General features: G+C 57.5%; 11 protein-coding genes. 2 read left to right on the top strand and 9 right to left on the bottom strand.

Translation table 11 applies throughout. The features are described from left to right. Positions 1-75 precede the first annotated feature (75 nt). The 9 genes from CI41S_RS14780 to CI41S_RS14820 form a co-directional block, all read right to left on the bottom strand. Entirely contained in the window at positions 76-1,209 is a 1,134-nt protein-coding gene (locus CI41S_RS14780) for a mandelate racemase/muconate lactonizing enzyme family protein (protein WP_139859987.1), read from the bottom strand. A 670-nt stretch (positions 1,210-1,879) separates the two neighbouring features. Further along, complete coding sequence (locus CI41S_RS14785) at positions 1,880-2,800, bottom strand: TauD/TfdA dioxygenase family protein (protein WP_139859989.1); 921 nt, start codon at positions 2,798-2,800, stop codon at positions 1,880-1,882. A gap of 815 nt (positions 2,801-3,615) precedes the next feature. Next, on the bottom strand, positions 3,616-5,115 hold the full coding sequence (locus tag CI41S_RS14790) for an aldehyde dehydrogenase family protein (protein WP_139859992.1): 1,500 nt from the start codon (positions 5,113-5,115) through the stop codon (positions 3,616-3,618). A 650-nt stretch (positions 5,116-5,765) separates the two neighbouring features. Continuing rightward, the gene (locus tag CI41S_RS14795; RefSeq protein ID WP_139859994.1) at positions 5,766-6,929 is read right to left on the bottom strand and encodes a M20 aminoacylase family protein; all 1,164 of its coding nucleotides are present in this window, start codon (positions 6,927-6,929) and stop codon (positions 5,766-5,768) included. After that, entirely contained in the window at positions 6,926-8,101 is a 1,176-nt protein-coding gene (locus tag CI41S_RS44975; RefSeq protein WP_139859996.1) for a M24 family metallopeptidase, read from the bottom strand. The genes CI41S_RS14795 and CI41S_RS44975 overlap by 4 nt, the downstream gene beginning before the upstream one ends. 684 nt (positions 8,102-8,785) lie before the next feature. Next, a complete protein-coding gene (locus tag CI41S_RS14805) occupies positions 8,786-9,646 on the bottom strand; it encodes an acyl-CoA thioesterase (RefSeq protein WP_139859998.1) in 861 nt (286 codons plus the stop codon). 1,799 nt (positions 9,647-11,445) lie between these two features. Continuing rightward, a complete protein-coding gene (locus tag CI41S_RS14810; RefSeq protein ID WP_139860000.1) occupies positions 11,446-12,306 on the bottom strand; it encodes a MaoC/PaaZ C-terminal domain-containing protein in 861 nt (286 codons plus the stop codon). A 120-nt stretch (positions 12,307-12,426) separates the two neighbouring features. Next, a complete protein-coding gene (locus CI41S_RS14815) occupies positions 12,427-13,521 on the bottom strand; it encodes a KamA family radical SAM protein (RefSeq protein ID WP_139860002.1) in 1,095 nt (364 codons plus the stop codon). 1,039 nt (positions 13,522-14,560) lie between these two features. Continuing rightward, complete coding sequence (locus CI41S_RS14820) at positions 14,561-15,463, bottom strand: TauD/TfdA dioxygenase family protein (protein ID WP_244626518.1); 903 nt, start codon at positions 15,461-15,463, stop codon at positions 14,561-14,563. Positions 15,464-17,655: 2,192 nt separating this feature from the next. Here CI41S_RS14820 and CI41S_RS45320 point away from each other — a divergent pair. Continuing rightward, the gene (locus CI41S_RS45320) at positions 17,656-18,042 is read left to right on the top strand and encodes a nucleotidyl transferase AbiEii/AbiGii toxin family protein (protein WP_139860007.1); all 387 of its coding nucleotides are present in this window, start codon (positions 17,656-17,658) and stop codon (positions 18,040-18,042) included. A gap of 680 nt (positions 18,043-18,722) precedes the next feature. Further along, positions 18,723-19,154, top strand: a complete 432-nt coding sequence (locus CI41S_RS14840) for a hypothetical protein (RefSeq protein WP_139860010.1) — start codon at positions 18,723-18,725, stop codon at positions 19,152-19,154.

Raw genomic sequence — 19,154 nt, forward strand, 5'->3', positions numbered from 1 at the left:
GAGCAGCCGCCTAACTGTGCGCACAGTACAAGCTGATTAGGATACGCACGGGTCAGATCGCAGATCACTGCGGCACTACCGCGCTACAAATCTAGCCAGTGCCTTGCGGTCAATTTCAATGCCGAGGCCCGGTCCGTCTGGCACTTGAACGACGCCACGGACGTGCTCGACGGGCTCAAGTAGAATTGCCTGCCGAATCGGGTGCTCTGTGCGGTCGAATTCCAGTATAGGCTCGACGGGCATCAGCGAAGGCGGTGTATGCGGCGGCAGAACAGCTAGCAGCTGGAGGGACGCTGCGATCGCGATCCCGGTGCCCCAGACGTGGGGGTTATAGCGGATGCCGAAGGCTTCCGCCATATCGGCGATTTTCTTGCATTCGGATAGACCGCCTGCAGCGCAGGTATCGGGCTGCGCAATGTCGAGCGCGTGCGTGACGAACAGCTCTCGAAAGCCGAATCGGGTAAACTCACATTCGCCGCCCGCTATCGGGATCGACAGCACCGACTTTACCGCACGATAACCGGCAATATCTTCCGGCGGAACCGGTTCCTCGAACCAGCCGATATCGTGCTGCTCAATCATTCGCCCGAGCCGGATGGCTGCAATGCTGTCATAGGCGTGATTTGCATCTATCATGATCGCCACGGTCGGCCCGATCGCTTCGCGAACAGCGCGCGTCACGGCGGCATCTTCTTGTACGCCGAAGCCGACCCGAAGCTTTAGCGCAGCAAACCCTTCGGCGACGTAGTCTGAGGCCTCTTCGGCAAGATAGTGGATTGGATCTGCTGCTGTGCGCCGATAAAGGCCGGTAGCATACGCGGTGATCTGGGTACGCTGCGCGCCGCCCAGTAGCTGATGCACCGGAGCGTCAAAATACTTGCCCTTGATGTCCCACAATGCGATATCGATGCCCCCGAGCGCCTGAATCACAACGCCTTTCTGGCCGTGATCGCGGAGCCGCGCATAGACCATGCGCCAAAGATAGTCCGTGCGTACCGGATTTTCGCCGATCAACCATGGAGCGACGCAATCAACGACCGCGGCCGTTACCCGCGCAGGGCCATAACATTCGCCCCAGCCCACGATACCTTGATCTGTCTGAATTTCGACCAACATGGCCGTGCGGGTGTCATACCAACCTCGCGAACACGCAAGCGCTTCTGAGAGCTCTGCTTGAAGAATGTGGGTGCGAACCGCCATTATCTTCATCGGCTTTCTCTCTTAGTCGCGCGGCTCTAGTGCCATTACAAATCAAATGTCTCTGGACCATGATTCAGCCCAGCGGCAACGTAGGAATGCGCAACCTGCCAACATATGGCGTGTAGGCAATGATATCCTTGCTCGCAGGAGGACCGGCGTTTTGGTGCGAGCGCGTTGTTGGCCTCGACCTTTCCGTTCGTCGTAAGCATCGAGGCGGCGAAGCGCGCCATGTCTCTGGAAGCGCGGACTTACGGACTTCATGGATGAGCCCACCTTTGGCGACCCTATTCTTGCCCAGACCTATCTCCAGTGGGGATCCGCTGCTCTGCCTGTGCCGTTTGTCTAGACTGCATGGCGAGTACCGTCGCGCCTCTCTCGGCCCTTTTCCGGAGGGACTACTGGTCCCTCGCTACCGATTTCGTAGCATCAGACACGCAGTGGCTGTTCAAGCGCGCCGTGCGAGCGGTACGACCGTCACAGCAAGCATCAGCGGCCATTGCTCGCGGGCCTTCAGGCTTTTCGCAGAGAATACTGAAGTTCACCAACATCGCCAGGAGATGCGAGATCACTAAGATGTCACATTTATCTCAGTCTGCATGACACTCGCAAAGCCGACAGCCATTCACTTCAGATGCTACCGGGCTCTCATCAGCTGTATGACCCTAAATTGGTAAGCAGCCTAGGAGGCCTGCGCCTGCTTGGTGACCTTGATTCGCGTTACGCTGTGTCGACCTTCCACGCTCACTGGCACCTCGCCATCGATCACAGCACGACGTACCACGCGATGCTGATCGCCGTAGTCATTGACCGCATAATGTTGGGTCGCGCGATTGTCCCACATGACGACGTCACCCTGCTTCCAGTTCCAGCGCACGGTATTCTCGGGCGCGGTGATGTGAGACTGGAATAGATCGAACAATTTCTGACCATCGTACTTGGAAATGCCGACAAAGCGCCGCACCAAATCGCCGAGCACGAGTGTGCGTTCGCCGGTTTCGGGGTGGACGCGCACGACTGGATGCTCAGTCTCATAAACCGTTCTGGTGTAGATCTCGTCGAAATGTTGTCTGTCCGCCTGGCTCGCATTCCCCATTACGGTATAGTCATAAGCATTGCTATGAACGGCCCATAGCTCGTCTGCAAGGCGTTGAAGCGGCTTTGGCAGCCAGAGATAAGCTGCCGCGGTGTTCGACCATACCGTATCACCACCAAATGGGGGGATCACGACGCCTCTCAGGACGGCAATCTTGGGATAGGCATCAACGAACGTCACATCGGTGTGCCAGAAGTCGGCCCGACTACCGCCGCGCGCCGAATCCAGCTCAATCATTGACGTCGTCCCTTTGGTAACCGCCATTGTCGGATGAGCCACAAGCCTACCAAAGCGAAGAGCAAACCGCTCGTGATCGGCGTCATCCAGATGACTCTGATCGCGAAAAAACACAACCTTGTGCTCAAGCAGGGCATCATTGATCGCCCCGATTGTCTCCTCCGACAAATCTCCCGAGATCTTTATATTGGCCACTTCAGCGCCTATGCGCGCAGCGCGCTGGATGACCTTAACACCCGTGACATTGTTGTTCAACTTTGTCTTGCTCATCGTGGATTCTCCCGGTGTTGTGGTTCTTCGCTAGACGACGCCGGTCAGCAGCAACGCAGTCCTGCAATAACGATCACCCCCCATCGCACGCCCGTACTAATGCCCCCATCATCGGCCGCCCGAATCGTCCGCTTTATGGTGCTGCGCGGGCAACTCTCGGGTCTGTTTTTGTTTCGGTTCGCAGAACGCGTTTGGGAGTTCCTAGCAGGAGGCGTCCGGGTGCGCGCGGATGTCACGTTCATAGAAACGCCTCCTGTCACTGCAGCATGCCCAGCAAGTGCTGTGCCAGCTGCTGCAGGGGCTAAAGGACACACGCCGTCCATGCAAGAGCCACAGCATGTAGTCCGAAGTTGGACAACCTGAGCGGAAGCGGCCTTGTAGGTTTGTGCCGAATGCGACAGCGAAGATTAGAACACCGAGCGGCGGCGCTCGACAGGGCGAGAGCAGGATCGCAAGCTATAGCCTAAATCGACCTGGATCCGCGTAGCACTGGGTAAGCGTGGTTCTCGTAACCAAGCTGGTTCGGGATTCGCAATGTGAAAAGGTCCGACGTGCTACAAAGAGCAGCGTAAGCTGGTTAGGTCCAGCCGGCGCGATTAGAGAAAGCGATAAGTCATTGCGACGAGAACGTCTGGCAAAACCGACCATCAGGACCGGCTCTGCGGGGGGCATGCTAGCAGCTGCCGCCTGATATTGTGCGTGGGAGCCGGAACTTGGATGATCATCATACTTTTAGCCGATGCGGCCTCCAACGAACTCACACGACTTGGTTGAGGATTGCATCCGAACCATACACCCAGGCCAGCCGCTTCGACTTATGTCGAAGCAGACCGCATGCCGAACGGGCTATGCCATCCACCCGACATGAGCACGCTCGTCTTCAGCTTCATGTATTGCTCGATCGCCTCCACTCCGTGCTCGACACCAACACCGCTCGCCTTATGCCCACCAATTGGCGTGCCAGTGGAGAGAGTATGGGCACAATTGATCCAAACAATGCCGCTTACCAGCAAGCGGCGGGCCCGTTCGGCACGATGGAGCGACGAGGTCCAGACCGAGGCGGCCAAACCATATTCCGTATCGTTGGCAAGCTGCCAAGCTTCTTCATCGGTATCAAAAGGACGCAGCGCCATTACTGGACCGAAAATTTCCTGTCGCGCAAAATCGCTGTCGAGCGCGTACTTCGTCACGATCATAGGCTGGAAGAAATGTCCACCAGCCACGGGCCGATAGTGTTTTTGGCAAACATGCCCCGCATCCACATCCGCGGTAAGCCGCCGAACACGCGCAAGCTGCTCAGCGGAAATGAGAGGGCCGATCTGAGTTTCCGAGTCGAACGGATCGCCTATGCGCAGATCTGCTGCGATAGAGCTGCAGAGTGTAGCAAACTGATCCATTAATGGCCGTGCGACGAGAACGCGTGCGCAGCTCGTGCAGGTTTGACCGGCATTCTTGAAGGTGCTAAAGACCGCAGCGGATGCTGCGCGTGGCAGATCAGCGTCATCGAACACGATCAGCGGCGATTTTCCGCCAAGCTCAAGGATGACGCCCTTGAGCGTCTCGCCGGCTACGGCCGCAACGCGTCGGCCGGTCGCCATGGATCCAGTAAAGCTGATCTTCGATACCATCGGATGCGTGATCAGCGGCGCGCCTGCTTCCGCTCCAAATCCAGTAATAATGTTGACGACACCGTCTGGCAGGCCCGCTTGCTGCATTAGCGCGGCCAATAGAAGCGTAACCAGCGGACTCTGCTCCGCCGGCTTAAGAACAATCGTATTTCCACAAGCGATGATTGGCGCGATCTTCGTAGCTGCATTCAACAAGGGATAATTCCACGCCGAAATCGCGCCTATGACCCCGAATGGCTCTCGCTCGACGAGTGCCGTCGCGTCATTTCCCATCGGCACAGTGCTGCCGTGCAGCTTGTCGGCTAGGCCAGCGTAATAATCGAAAAGCGCAGCCGCATGCTGCACGGAATCGGTTGTGGTCTCGCTGATCGGTCTTCCGCTGTCGAGCGTCTCAATCGTGCCAAGCTCCTGGGCGTGTTTCCGGACCTCCTGCGCAATGCGGAGCATCAGCCCGCTACGCTTGCCGCTATCGCTGGCCCACGACGCTGCGACTGCGTCAGCGGCCCGCACGGCCCGATCCGCATCTGCGGCCTGTGCCCGCGACGCGACCATCAGATGCCGGGCATCAATCGGGCTCGTGACGGCGAACGTACCAGCGTCAGCCGCGCAGCACCATTGCCCACCAATCCAGAGCGTGCCTCGGCGAAAGCATTCCACTGGAAGCAGATCTCGAATGTGTTGGTGCATATCCCGCCTCTCTTCTCAAACGATGTATTACTACGAGCTATCGAGGAACTAACGCTTCTGGTTTGCCCCGCGGAGTTCTGACGAAGCTGACTCTCTACGAATAGCGTAGCTATAGAAGCAGCCGCGGAACCGAGCTCAGTGCATGGCGTTTCTTCCACTATCGTGCTCAGTTCGCTGTTCCAGGAGTACTGGTCTCGCAGCTCATCCGCCAGTATTCGCAAATGTTTCGCGAGACTAGTCGACTCGAGCGGGCCCTCGGCCCTGGCGGAAGCCAGCAAGGTCGGCGCGCTTAACACGCTTGGCGTCGCCAGTGACGCCATCCAATCAGGTGTCGACCGGGGTCTGATGGCTGATACAAAGTGTCGCCTTCGCCAACGTCGCTCACTCGAGTAGCCGACCGGGCACTTGTAACACTGATTGGCTCAAGCGCGGGGTCGGCGCACACAAGTCGCGAAGGCATTTGTATGCTCGGTGGCTTGTAATTTTCGTACTTGTCGGAGCGAAGAGTGAGCGGCAATCGCAGCGACCCGCGGTTCAAGATTTGCAATGAGCGGAGGGCTACTGCTGCCATCCGAGACACCAAGCAGTTCTATCGTAACTATACGCACGGCTTAGATGTGGACAGGTGGCGTTGCGGTCGCCGCTACACATCAGAGTGCCAGCACCGTCTCTACGACGTTCGCCCAATAGCCGATCCCATAAGGCAAGGCGTCATCATTGAAGTCATACCCCGGGTGGTGTAAGCTAGACGTCGATCCGTTGCCAAGAAAGATGATCGCGCCCGGCCTTGCTTCAAGCATGTAGGCGAAATCCTCCGAGCCCATCCGCGGGCTTATCTTCTCATCGACGCAAGCGGGTCCAACCAGATTGCGTGCTGCCTTGACCGCCAGATTAGTTTCTTCCGGATGATTGATCGTGACCGGGGCGGACCTGCAGTACTTAAATTCGACATCTGCGCCAAATCCCCGCGCTATGCCTCGCGCAGCCGCAAAAATCTGCCCTTGTGCGAAGTCCCGCAGGCCGGGCACAAGAGTTCTGACACTGCCCGCCAGCTCTACCTGATCCGGAATGACATTGTAGGCCTGAGCCCCGTTGAGTTTCGTGACGGAGATCACGAGCGCCTCCATCGGGCTTGTGTGACGAGAAACTAAAGTTTGCACGCCGACGATGATCTGCGCGGCGATGACTACCGGATCGATGGCCTCATGAGGCTTTGCGGCATGGCCGCCCCTACCCTTCACGATGAGGTCGAACTCGTCGAGAGCGGCCATGATCGGACCTTGGCAGATGCCGAAATGGCCAACTTCTATTCCTGGCACATTGTGCAGGCCGAACACCTTGGTTATTGAGAAACGGTCCATGATTCCTGCCTGAACCATCCTTTGGCCGCCCTCTCCACTCTCTTCAGCAGGCTGGAAGATCAAGGCCACCGATCCCTTGAAGCGCCGAGTCGTCGCAAGGTATTTCGCGGCGCCTAATAGCATGGCCATGTGACCATCATGTCCACAGGCGTGCATCTTTCCCGATACTTTCGACGACCAGAGCTTCTCGGACTGTTCAAGTATCGGCAGCGCGTCCATATCCGCCCGCAGCGCGATCGTCGGCCCGCTTCCACATTTGCCGTCAATCAAGCCGACGATTCCAGTTTCAGCTATCCCCGTTTCGATATGATCAACGCCGAAAGAAGCGAGCTTCTCGGCTACAAATCTAGCCGTGTTGCAAAGCCGATATTCCAGCTCGGGATTTTCATGAAGATGGCGACGCCAAGCGGTTGCCTCCGCCCGCAGATGTTGAAACGCTTCAATGCCATTCATGTGGAACCTACAGCATGAAATAGGTTGTGATCTGTACGGCTGAGCACTTCCGCACCAGAGTCTGTGACGACCACGTGCTCGCTGCAGCCAAACAGATGACCGTTTTCCCCAAACAGAATAATGGGAAGATGAAAGGTCATTCCCGCCTGTAAAATCTCCTCTGCGGCAGGCTCCAGGCTGAGGTTCCCGCGTTCTGTCCAGTGGATGCCACTTTGGTACCCGGTACGATGGCGAAAGGCGCCCGGGCGTCCAGATTGCTCAATCACTCTGCGCGCGGCGGCGTCCACGGTCTTCGCGCTTACCCCCGGCTTAATCGCGGCGATGGCAGATTCGAGCGCTTCAACCGAAAGAGCGTACAAGGATTCGGCCTCACGATGCCGACCAAGCACCGCGCTGCGGACCAGCCCTGCGGCATAGCCGTGCTTCACGCCGCCGATCTCAATCATGGCGGGTTCATTGTTTCGGATTGCGTGTGGGGTCGGGACACCGTGCGGCATCTTCGTCCGATCACCGAACACGAGAGTAACAGATCGCCATATTTCGCCGCCAGCTTTGCTGACTTCTCCAGCTATCGCTGCATACGTTTCCGTTTCGCTCACGCCTTCGCAAACCGAGTTCCGAAACACGCGCACTGCGAGATCGGTTATCGCCATTGCTTGACGCATCACGTCGAGCTCAAGCGGGCTTTTGACTGCCGCCACTGACGCAACTAGTTGGGAGCCGTCGGCGACTTTCATGCCTGGACAAAGTCCTTGCACTGCACGCAAATCGGCCGGTGCCAGATTCCAACATCCGAGTTCGAAACCCACTCTCTGAGCCTGCAGCCGACGCTGGCGAAGAACCTCGACACAGGTCTGAGCAACATCGCCAGGGTGCCTATAACAAACGACCTGATCGATGCATCCTTCGGCACGGACAGCCTCTGCATCGTACTCTCTTACGACGAGAACCGGCGCATATCCCGGCGCTAGAATCAACGGGAACGGAGCGAAGTACCCGCCAAATCCATGATAGCCAGTCAGATATCTGAGGTGGCCGATAGCGGTAACCACAATTGCATCAAGTTCGGCGCGCGCTACCGCTTCAAGCACCTTCCGCTGTCGGCAATCATACTCCGACTTTGGGAATGGAGGCCCCGCCCAAGGGATTTCCGAACCTGTCGCTGTGAGCATAGAAAATCTCCATCTTCGGCGATACCGTGTCTGCGCCTTTCCTCTCTCGAGCGCCTTTTCGTCAAAACTCTGCGATCGGATAAGACCCCGGTCTGATTCGCGCCCGGCGGCCCCAGCCCTCAGCAGCAAACACTGAAGCGCTCCGAGACGGACGTCACAACTGCTGAGTTTAGTAGTTTCAGAGCTGACGAGCTAAGCATTCGGGCAACAGTCAGCCGACCGAGGATCATGGCCCAGCCAAGCACCAGGCCAATTGCGATAAGGTAGCGAAGGTCCGCCTTGTTTACGGCGCATCCAAACCGAAAGCATTGTGACACCTCACAGTGCGCGGCTTCAGTTGGCGCGATGAACACGGCGGTTTCGACCGGGCCTCAATACCATGGTCCACTACACGGACGCATGGTCAGGCATTGCCCTGCCGAACGTAGATTGACCAACGGCACGACCGCATATGTCGATGAATGGATTAAAAACCTAACACCGCAGACTTTATCGCAGAATGAAAGGTCACGAGCGTCGGAAAGGTCGCACTGACACTCTCTTGTTGCAATCGAAGCAATGTGATTTGCCAGGGGCAGATGGTTGTTGATCCACTCCTTTGTTTCTCGGGAAGGCACGCTTGAAAGCAGCATGGACGGGCCGCTGGCGCTCGCTCAAGCCAGACTTTCCCCGCACTGCGCAAGCTCAGCGTCGCTCGCGCACCGAGCCCTCCTGGGCGACCGAAGCGACCAGCGTACCGTCGCGCCTAAAGATCAGCCCACGGGCGAGGCCACGTCCGCTCTGCGCGCTTGGTGAATCCTTGGCATAGAGCAGCCAATCATCGGCACGGAAAGGACGATGAAACCACATTGCGTGGTCAAGACTTCCGGACAGAATGTGACCATCAAATAGCGTACGCCCATAGCGTGCCATCACGGCATCCAGCAGCGACAAATCCGACGCGTAAGCCAGTGCGCAAATGTGCAGCGCCGGATCATCGGGCAGCTTTGTCGCGGCCTTCATCCACATATGAACTCTTCCGTCCTCGATCTTTTGGCCAACATACCGCCCGATCTCGACGGGACGAAGCTCGACCGGACGATCAGGCTCATAGTAGCGGCGGACAATTTCTGGTAGATTCGGATATAGTGACTTCTTCGACAACTCTTCGCCTGCGAAATGTTCAGGCCCTGGCACCTCCGGTATTTTATCCTGGTGTTCGAACGCACCTTCCTCACCCTTATGAAAGGAGACCATGACCGATACGATTGCGCTACCGCGCTGCATCGCCGTGACGCGCCGGGTCGAATAACTTTTACCGTCGCGCAGACGCTCGACCTTATAGATCAAGGGTACCTTAGGATCGCCGGTCTGGATAAAGTAGCAATGTAGTGAATGCGGCAGCCGGGTTTTGACTGTGCGACACGCTGCAAGCATCGCTTGTCCAATAACTAGGCCGCCGAATACCCGTTCCTTGCTCGCGTCCGGGATGTTGCCACGAAATAGGTCGATCCCGACCGAATCCAGGTCGATAATGGCAGCAAGGTCGATCGGACTTTTTTGCATTCAAGGGCTCTTAGCTTGTTCAGTGTCACCGCTGGAGCAGTACGATCCATGAGCCCCAGTGTCTTGAGGCTTCGAGAGATGAAATATCCTTGGAACGAAAGTCGCGTTTGGGGTCCGGTGTTATGCTTCTCCGGTAGCAGCTTCTGCGCCGCCCCGTCTTTCGCTGGGCTCAGCGCTTGTCACCATCGTTTAAATTCTAAAGCAATCGGCATGCCGCCCCGCAGATCAGCTGGATCTAGCAAAGATGCACAATGAGGGCTTCTTGTGCCGTCGAAGCCGGTCGCACTGTAGCGAATGGTTCCAGACACGTCGTGAACCACACATCTGGGATACGATTGGTGTATGTAAGATACGACGCGACAGCTTATTTGAGCTGCTTCCGAAAATCGCAGGTCGTACCCGCTGCAGCTGAAGGGGATGCTTCACCGCGGGAGGCATAGCCGGTACGTAGAAGACGACCATTTTCGGCCGACTTGAAGGCGCCCCGGCCCTGCAGCATGGATCGCTTATTGTCGCTCTTCCACTCGATGCCGGCGCCTACGACTACGGCACGCCTGTTGCTAGGGCATGATGAGCAATCCGCTTCGAGCATAGTCGTCGCGTAAGAGAGCAGACGGCATTGTTCTGCTCGATGCGAATAAAGTCGACAGGAACGTTTTTGCTATTGGCATGATGCGTAGGTTCGTACCAGCCTTCAATGTACGGTGGACGAATTATGATGTCATCGAACTACAGGAATGCCGCGCCTCTAAGACAAGCAAAAAGGCGATTATCAGGTCGATCGACCTGGATTGCACAATCGTGCATCGTGAGATGGCCGACATCTATCCCGTCAAGACTAATTGTCTTCGCTGTGGCATCCACCGCGATGCCTCTTCATCTCGCCTATCCGAAAACGCGCGCCCCGGTCGTTGAAGCCGGTTGCTTGCATGTCGCCAATTGCCCTCAAGGCATCTTCTCCCGGATGACATCCTTGTCCTCCCAGATGGCGGCGATGCGATATCGCGATCACCCGTGAACTGCCTTCTTCATTGATGATTCTTGGATAGGTGGGGACCCGAAGCAGGTCACGGGTTCATGCATCGCTTTTGCGCAATGCTGAAATTTCCAAAAACCCTTTTGCGGCACGTGCCGTCGTCTATCTAACGCGCAAGTCCCAGATCAAAAATCCGCCGGGGCTCATCACAAGGACGCCATTCCAATGTTCGCCAGTCTCATGCAGCAGTCGATTGAAGTCTCCCCTCATTGCGAACGCGCCACCCCAACAGCCAAGGGCCGAGATTCAAATCGTTGAGTTAACTGCTGTAATCTGGACAAGACGGGTCTTCGCCCGTGGATGCTGCTAAACAATTAAATTGCTCCATGCGGACGATTCAGAAACCCTATTCTGACAAGTGGTAACAACATTCGGCAGACTGCTCAACGAGATCGGTCTATTTCTTCGTCGCTTGTCGATTGCCTCTCGTTGAGGAACGCATTTGAGATCGCATGCTCTTGCCGTTCTGCACGCTTGCGCCACTTCTCTAGAGAGTTCGCGCGCTTCGGCGTGGCCTCACGCGTTTACCTCCTTCGATGACGACAAAAACACGCACCGCCCTCGGTTGAGGTCCACGCGCGCGATCAGCCGAAATGGGCCGCCCCTGAGGGCCGCAGTTGAAGTGCTCCGAACGCCTCAGGTTCGTTGCGAGGCCCGTCTATGCAGACGTTGCCGCGCACCTTTCATGCATGTCGGAAAGAACCGCTAAAAGAGCGCGACGAACTCGGCGCCGGATAGGAACAAGAAACGGCCCGCCCCCTGCTCAGTGTAGCACCGTCTGCCCATTCTTGACGACCGTAGCCCGACGCTCTCTTACGCAAGCTTCGAATGAGATCGAATTACCGTCTTTCCAAAGGTTGACGGTAACAACTTCTCCCGGGAATACGGGCGCCGAAAAACGGGCGCGATGACGATGAAAAGCAGACGGGTCGTAGTCGGCATAGCTCTGCAGGACGGCTCTGCAGGTGAGCCCATACGTGCACATTCCGTGCAGAATGGGGCGTGAAAAACCGGCTCGACAGGCGAACTCCGGATCACTGTGCAGAGGGTTTCGGTCGCCGGAAAGACGATAGATCAGGGCTTGGTCAGGTCGGGTCGGGATATCGAGTGATCTATCCGGTGCTCGGCCGGGCACTTGGTGCGGCTCGGGCATCCCCTCCGATGGCCCGCCAAAGCCGCCATCACCTCTCGCGAAGGTCGACGAAAGGATTGTGACGATCTTGTCGCCGTCCCGCTCTCTGACCACCACCTCGTTCTGAATGATCGCGCCTTTCTCCTTACCCTTGTCATAAATTCCTCTCACACGGGCGTCCGCCATCACGTTCGCTGCGGCGGGCATCGGCTTGTGAAACGTAATGTCACGTTCGCCGTCAACAACCATGACGCGGTTGAGGTTAATGGCTCCGGGGCGTGCGCCCCAAACGCACACCGAAGCAAAGGTCGGGATCACCTTTAATGGCTTCGACGTTGCAAACGCTTCGTTGACAAATTGTAGCTCCTCCTCCTTCAAGGGATCTGACCCCATGCCCACTCCAAGCGCATAGAGCATTACCTCCCTGTCAGTCCAGGAATAGCGAGCCCCACAGGTCCGTAAGTTTAGTGCAGCGGGATAGTCGAGCGGCATCCGAGCCTTTCTACAGTTGAGACCAGGGCGCCGCCCGCGGCTCACCTTGAATGCGCTTCGTGGGGCGGCGGGCGTACCGCACTCGCTCCGAGCCCGTGGGCTGAAGCGCGTGCGTTAGATTCATTGTTCGGGCAGATCATCAAGCCAGCAGGCTGTCGCGACGTGCGGTCGTGAAAATATCTTCCCGATCTTCTCGGTAACTTTATTCTGGTGGTAGCGCATATACACCCGGCTATCCTGGCCTAAGTCCAGAATCTCTATTTTTCCTGTGTAATGGGACATGATGTACTTAAATGTCTTCTCGATCCCGCTCAGACGTTGGTTGATGCCGCGTACAATCTCTATTCCCCGCCTAAGTGGGACTTGGAAGTGCGACGCACCTTTCACGGGCCTCCCCTGAAATAAGTAGTAAGGTCGCACTCCGATTTCGTGGCATTTGGCGAAGGTCGCGGCCAATATCTCGGGATCGTCGTTGACTTTGGCGAGAAGCACGGACTGATTAAGGAATTGCACGCCCTGTGCGCGCAAGGCGAGAATTTTGTCTTCCGCGTCCGATGAGATCTCACCTACGTGATCGAAATGCGCGACGATGATTGGGGTTTTACCCGCCTTGTGGATACGCTGGAATAAGGCCGGTAGAGCGAGATCCGCAAACCGCCTTGGCTCATAGGCCAGCATTTTTGTGCCAAATCTGATGGAATTCAAATGGTTGATTGGCAGCAGGTGGTCAACGATCTTGTTCAGTTTGGCAGTGCTGAGCACGAACGGGTCACCTCCGGAAAGAAGGACGTTCGTCATCTCAGGATGGCGCGCAATATATTGCGCGGCCTGACCGAACTCCGGTGCGATTTCATCCGAAACCTTGCCCACAATGCGCTTGCGAAAACAGTAACGGCAATATGAGCCGCAGCGTTCCGTCACCAGCAATAAACCGGTTTGGGCGTACTTGTGCTGGAGTCCCGGCACGACCGTGTTGTCGTGCTCGCCGCTCGTATCCAAAGTGCCCGGACTCTCGAACTCCTCGACTGAGGGCTCGACAACGTATTTCAGCTGATCGTAGTAACCGCTTTTGATAATTTGTTCGCGATAAAACTTTGTGACATGATAAGGCGTGATGTTGTTGGCCTGCAGTTCATTCTCGCTAACCACGCGCGTTTCTTCAATCAACTTCAACACGTGTGCTCTGCAATCCAGCGGATTAGCTGTGGTTTCCATTGCCGCACCTCGTGTGCCCTATCATCGCGTTTGATTCAATCGATCTTTCTCGTCTACAATACAGCATCAACAGTGGATCGATACCTACCTGGTGTGGTGAGGGCTATCGGGCTCGAGAGTTGATGAAGGCGCACCGGTACTCGCCTGATGTCGGCGCGCCGAGGTTAGCGGCGCGACCGCGAACCTAAGTCGCAGCCATGAGAGCGTGTTGAGATCGACTTGCATCCCAAGGGATAGCCAAATCAGGCGAACCGTGACTCGCCCTCAAGGCGCGGAGGAGGCTGGTGGGGTGACGCATCGGCGGCTCCTCCGATTTGGGTGAGCGAGGCCGTGGTTCAGGGCGGTTTTTCAGGCGGCACGAATGTTCCGGGATCGGTATCGCGAGCGCGATCTATTGGGGGCGAGGTTCGCGGAAACGCGCCGCACAGCAGCTTTGCCGACCGGCACGGACCGACGTTCCGCGCTGAAGCGGCACCGGGATTGTCTCCTGGAACCGCGGGGTAGCTGACGGGTCGTTAAGCCTGGGCCGGTGTCAGCCCACGCGCCATCGGCGATGCGCCGAACGGTCAGCCACATTCCTTGCGCCTCACCTGCAAAGGGCTGACCGCATCTTTCGTGCGCGACGGGCGATCAACGGTATCGTTTCGGCGAAGAGGGCGCCTGCCTCGTCGCAGGCGCGGGCCTACTCTCGTGCCGCCCTACAGCCCCGATCTCAAGCCAGAGATGGCATTCGCCAACCCAAAGAACTGTTGCAGCAGACCCGGGCAGAACCGCGGCGCCCTCTGGATCTCATACTCCTGAAGAATGTGCCAGCTACGTCCGTCATTGCGGATACAATCCGCTTTGATCGGACAGGCTCCAGCGAACCGCGCAGCATGCCTAAGGTATGCGACCAGCGCGCCAAAAGAAGCAGATTGCCCGCGCCGGTTAGCCGGTCCTGCCGGGATAAGCTCGAAGGCGCGGTTCCGCTCGACATTGCAGGGCCACAACTTAGTCTTGGACCGTCGGCGTCTTACGAAAACCGGACGTGCGCACACCGTTAGGCAGCCTCAGCGGCTCGTGATTTCAGCCTCTTGATGTGCGGTACGCCAGCGCCAATGGCAAGCTGGTCCATGGCCCAATGAGGACTGCCAATCTTCTTGACGGGATACGTCTCAATCGCGCGATTGTCCCAGATTGCGACGTCGCCTGATTTCCAATTCCAGCACAGGGTGTTCTGGGAGGCGGTGAGATAGGATTGCAGAAGTTCGAACAGCCTTTGGCTGGGATAGCGCTGCAGGCCGACAAAGTTCTGCACGGAACGACCGAGCGAGAGCATGCGTTCGCCAGTCTCGGGATGAACACGAACGATCGGATAGGCCGTTTCGTAGACCGTTCCGGTGGATACGTCCTCCAATGCCCTCCTGTCGGCTTCGGCGGCGCCGTCCGTCGCAGTGTGATCGAATGCAGAGAAGCGCACAGCCCAAAGGTTATCGGCAAGCATCCGCAGCGGATCGGGAAGGTCAAGATAAGCGGCCACCGAGCTTGACCAAGCAATCTCCCCGCCAAAGGGCGGAATCGCTGCACCTCGCAGCACTGAAATTGCTCGGCGGGCAGCACTGAAGACGTCGGAGCTGAAGAGGTCATCACCGTTCATCTGATCAACATGATCGCAGGCGCCATCATGGAGCGTCTCCCGGCTTGTTAAGCCTCCCCTTGTGTCCAGCATTGTGGGATTGCGTATCAGCGAGCCAAGCCGGAGCACAAAGCGCTGTTGCTGGGCATCATCCAGATGTCCCTGATCACGGAAGAAGATGATCTTGTGCTCAAGCAGCAGCCGGTTAATGGCTATGATGGCCTCGTCAGACAAATCGTCTGACAGCGTAATGTTCTTGATTTCGGTCCCGAGCCGGTCCGCATGCTTGACGATGTCTGCCCCCGGAATGACGGTTTCAACGGTCATTGTGCCACTCATGACGGCGCCTTTCTCTGTGGATGTCTAAACAAACTCCGTGTTTGTTGGTCACGTCTGGCGATAAACGCGACAAAGCCCTCTTGATGACACACATGCGAGTTGTCTAAGGGACGGGTGACCCACACCGCGCAAGTAGCCGGGTGAATCTTGTTACAGACCACCATCATCTTAGAATCTGACTCCTTCTGCGTGCGGACACAGCCAGTGCCGCTCCATGGAAGGGCACTCGCATATAGCGCCACCAGATCGATTTTGCAGCCTCGTCGGCGTTCCAAATCATAGACGCAATCCATGTCCAGTCCATGAAACGAAACCAGCTTTCTTTTCGATCTTGAGTAACGTTCGCCTCGTCTCCGAACTCGTCCTTGGAAAATCCTCGAAAAACGATTGCGTCGTCACCTCACGCGACCGGCACGGCCTCATCCGCACGACAAGAATCGAAACTCGTTCGCGGCCGGCGCTCGCGTAGCGGATATGACAGGACGCCCGGCTTCAGCAAACTTACTCTATCTCCGAGAGTATTTTCCATATACAACTACTTACGAGAGCTTTCAATCACTTCCTCGCGACTTGGAGTTGTCCAATGGCCTTCGTCTTTCGTCGGCTGGTTTTTGGGTTGCTCTTCTTGCCGAGCAGGAAAGCCGCGTAAAAGTTGAACGCTGCAACTCCCATTGTAGCTAAACAACGGACTCAATCCCTCGATTTGCGAAATCTGCGCGCGTCACGGAATGCAGGTCGTCCGCGCTGTGACGTGCGCTTTTGCTCTGTCCAGAGGCGGAGATATTCCTCACGGAACGCAGATTGCTTTGGCTTCCTGGCAGTTGACCGCACAGAATAGAGACAGAGCGCGGACCGCGCAGAAATACCGTCACGCACCGAGACAATGCAGCGACTTCGCGCTCTCACATTGCAAGCCGAACTTTTTGGGCAGGCTATTTTATCCCTATTGGCAGCACGACGCCGAGGGCCGCGTCGGATCTAAGATCATAAGCAGGGATCCATCTTCCTAATGATCGCCCTGTCTTCGTCTCCTCCAGCAACTGTAAGGCGCGTAAGGATGATCACACACGCACCAAAACTGCGCGATTTCAGAGAAAGACGATGAAAGAATGCACTAGCTGCATAACAACGCGCCCACGCGGCCGAGCGGTCGTGTAAGATCCGCACCATCGCAACAAAGCCGCTTTCAAAAAGCTGACGTTCGTCACAGGCCGCAGGCGACTCCGTTCAGGCTTACTTGCATGAAAGCTGCTTGTAAGCGGCTCGCGCCGGACGAAGTTTGGGGTCTTGCTGGTCCGCCTGGCAGACCGTTCTCGCTGCCGCTTAAGACAAGGGCTTCTAACGGCGTTGCTGCTCGCAGCTTGGCTCTGACGATGAGGAAAAGACGCGGGCCAAAGCAGCGTTCAATTTGGGCGCTCTCATAAACTTGAACGACGCCCGTAATCTGCGGATGGCTGGCTCCTGCTGAAGCTCGGCGGAGTGGACGATGTCGCAGGAGGCCTGGGAATGACCTGGTGGGTGCTTCGGAGTGGGACTACTGACTTCGGTGAAGACGCAACCTATCTGGGACCTGGAAACCAATATGGCTCAACACTAAGCGGCAACAAGTTTTACCAGAATATAGGCGCGATCTCCGGCAGTTAACGGCGGGCTGTTCGCGTCTGGTCCGCTCCGAGTGTTGCTGTGGCAATGACCTGGCCCTCGGTCGTTGACCGAAAAATGGAGGGAAGGTTGGATGCGATCTAGAGTTCTTCTTTTGGTAGCCGCAACAATTTGCGCGCGTCGCGATGCAACCAAAGCGGCAGACCTCGAGCTGAGCCAGGAGTGACACCGCCAACGGCGTTGTGAGAGGGTTGGCGGGCACGTCGGTGATGGGGGCGGTCGAACCTCCTTCATCCATCCCAGCGGTCAGTCGATCTGTGGCAATGCCGACAGGTTCGATGTCACCCGGCGGCACAATCCGCGCCTGTCGTTCGGCCGGGGACAGCATGTCTGTCTGGGCGCTGCGCTGGCGCGCCTGGAATTGCGAAGCGGCTTCCCGCGCTGTTCGGGCGGCTGGAGGATCTGGCGTTGACCATCGCCGCGGCGGACTTCGTCGACATGCCGTCTTGCGTCATCGGATACCCGCAGCGCGTGCCGGTCACCTTCCGCCCTCCATCGCTAGAGAGTGAAGCGCCACCATGCCCGAACAACATTTGCTGACGGTGCCGATGTGGCGCGTCGATCAAATCGAGCCCTCGCCCGAGACGTTGACGCTACGCGGCAACGGTCCGATCCACCGCGTGCGCTTACCCGTCCGGGCACGCTGGTGGGTGATAGGCTACGACGAGGCCAAGGCGGTGCTGTCCGACGCGGCGTTCCGGCCCGCGGGAATGCCGCCGGCGGCATTCACCCCGGATTCGGTGATGCTCGGTTCGCCGGGCGCGCGTATTCGTATCGTGATAGATATCGGTTACGGTGATGCGACGGAGCCAGTCCTCAACAAGATTGAGTTGGCGTCCCTGCTCGATAAGCCTGCTCCTAAGTTGCGAGCCTACCCACCTGAAGCCGTTATCGCCGAGAAGTAAGCGATGATCCATCTTGGCCTGGCCAACTCACGCTCAAGGATTTTTACGATATTTGGGTGCTAGCCCGCACCTATGAGTTCAAAGGTGACGTCTTGCTCGCGCGATTAAAGCAACCTTCGAACGCAGGAAGACCGAGATTCCCGAAGAGCGGCCAGACGCCCTAACCAAGGCCTTGGCTCGGCGAGCAGATCCACGGACCGAGCTCATCACTGCCGGCGCCGTACCACATTTCGCAGGCCGGTCCCTCGCAGCAGCGTCCCTTAATTCCAGCCTCGCCCAGCGGTGCTCCGTGGGATTGGACGAGCGAGCAGGCACGCGGACCAGCCTCATCGGCGCCTCGCTGGGCTCCACAGCCGAATCTACCGCTCGGGCTTCCTGCAACTCCAGCCAGCTTGAGCCAAGGCGCTTGGGATTGGCTCGGGCAACATATGCAAGAAGGTGGGTCACCGTCGTCCGTCAGGCCACGGTCGTCAAACATCTACAGCGGTCTCGATCCCCTGATTGATCTGGATCCACCCACACCGCAAGACTTGCGTGACGATGCACGTTCAGTGCCGGCGCCTGGATTTGGCGGAACGCCCTCGTTCGCTGGACCCTCAGGCGCCGTGCAGGGGCTGCGGGACATAGGGGCCATCGTTGGGCCGGACTGGCGCCACGGCTCCCAAGCGGCTGAAGACGTCTTGGTTGACGTCCTGGGCAACATCAATCTGCTGCCAACCCAGTTCGGGCCAAGTCAGTTTATGATCAACGATGAGCGCTACTCGGCCACGTTCGGACCAGGAGGGCGCGGGGATGTCCGCCTGATTCATCACCCGCGCGCAAGCCAGCTAAACCAACCTGGGCCATCGGAACCGCTCCATCAGCCCCCGCAGATGGTCGGAGCCAGTCAGCCTCGTGAAGGTGCGGTGGACCTTGGGTATCTGATCCGCGGCGGATGGGAGCACCGCGAACGGTTCCTTCCGCCCTACCTTGTGCGCGTCCTCGAGGGCCAGCGCATCATGCCGGAGGCCGGACGCCCGACCTATTTCGACATCCGCGGCGTGCCTTACAGGGGCGAGTTGATCGAAAGCGAGGGGCGCCGGCGCGTTCGCATTCATCCTGAGCTTGGTTGA

It is taken from the genome of Bradyrhizobium ivorense, from assembly GCF_900696085.1.
Taxonomy (GTDB): Bacteria; Pseudomonadota; Alphaproteobacteria; order Rhizobiales; family Xanthobacteraceae; genus Bradyrhizobium; species Bradyrhizobium ivorense.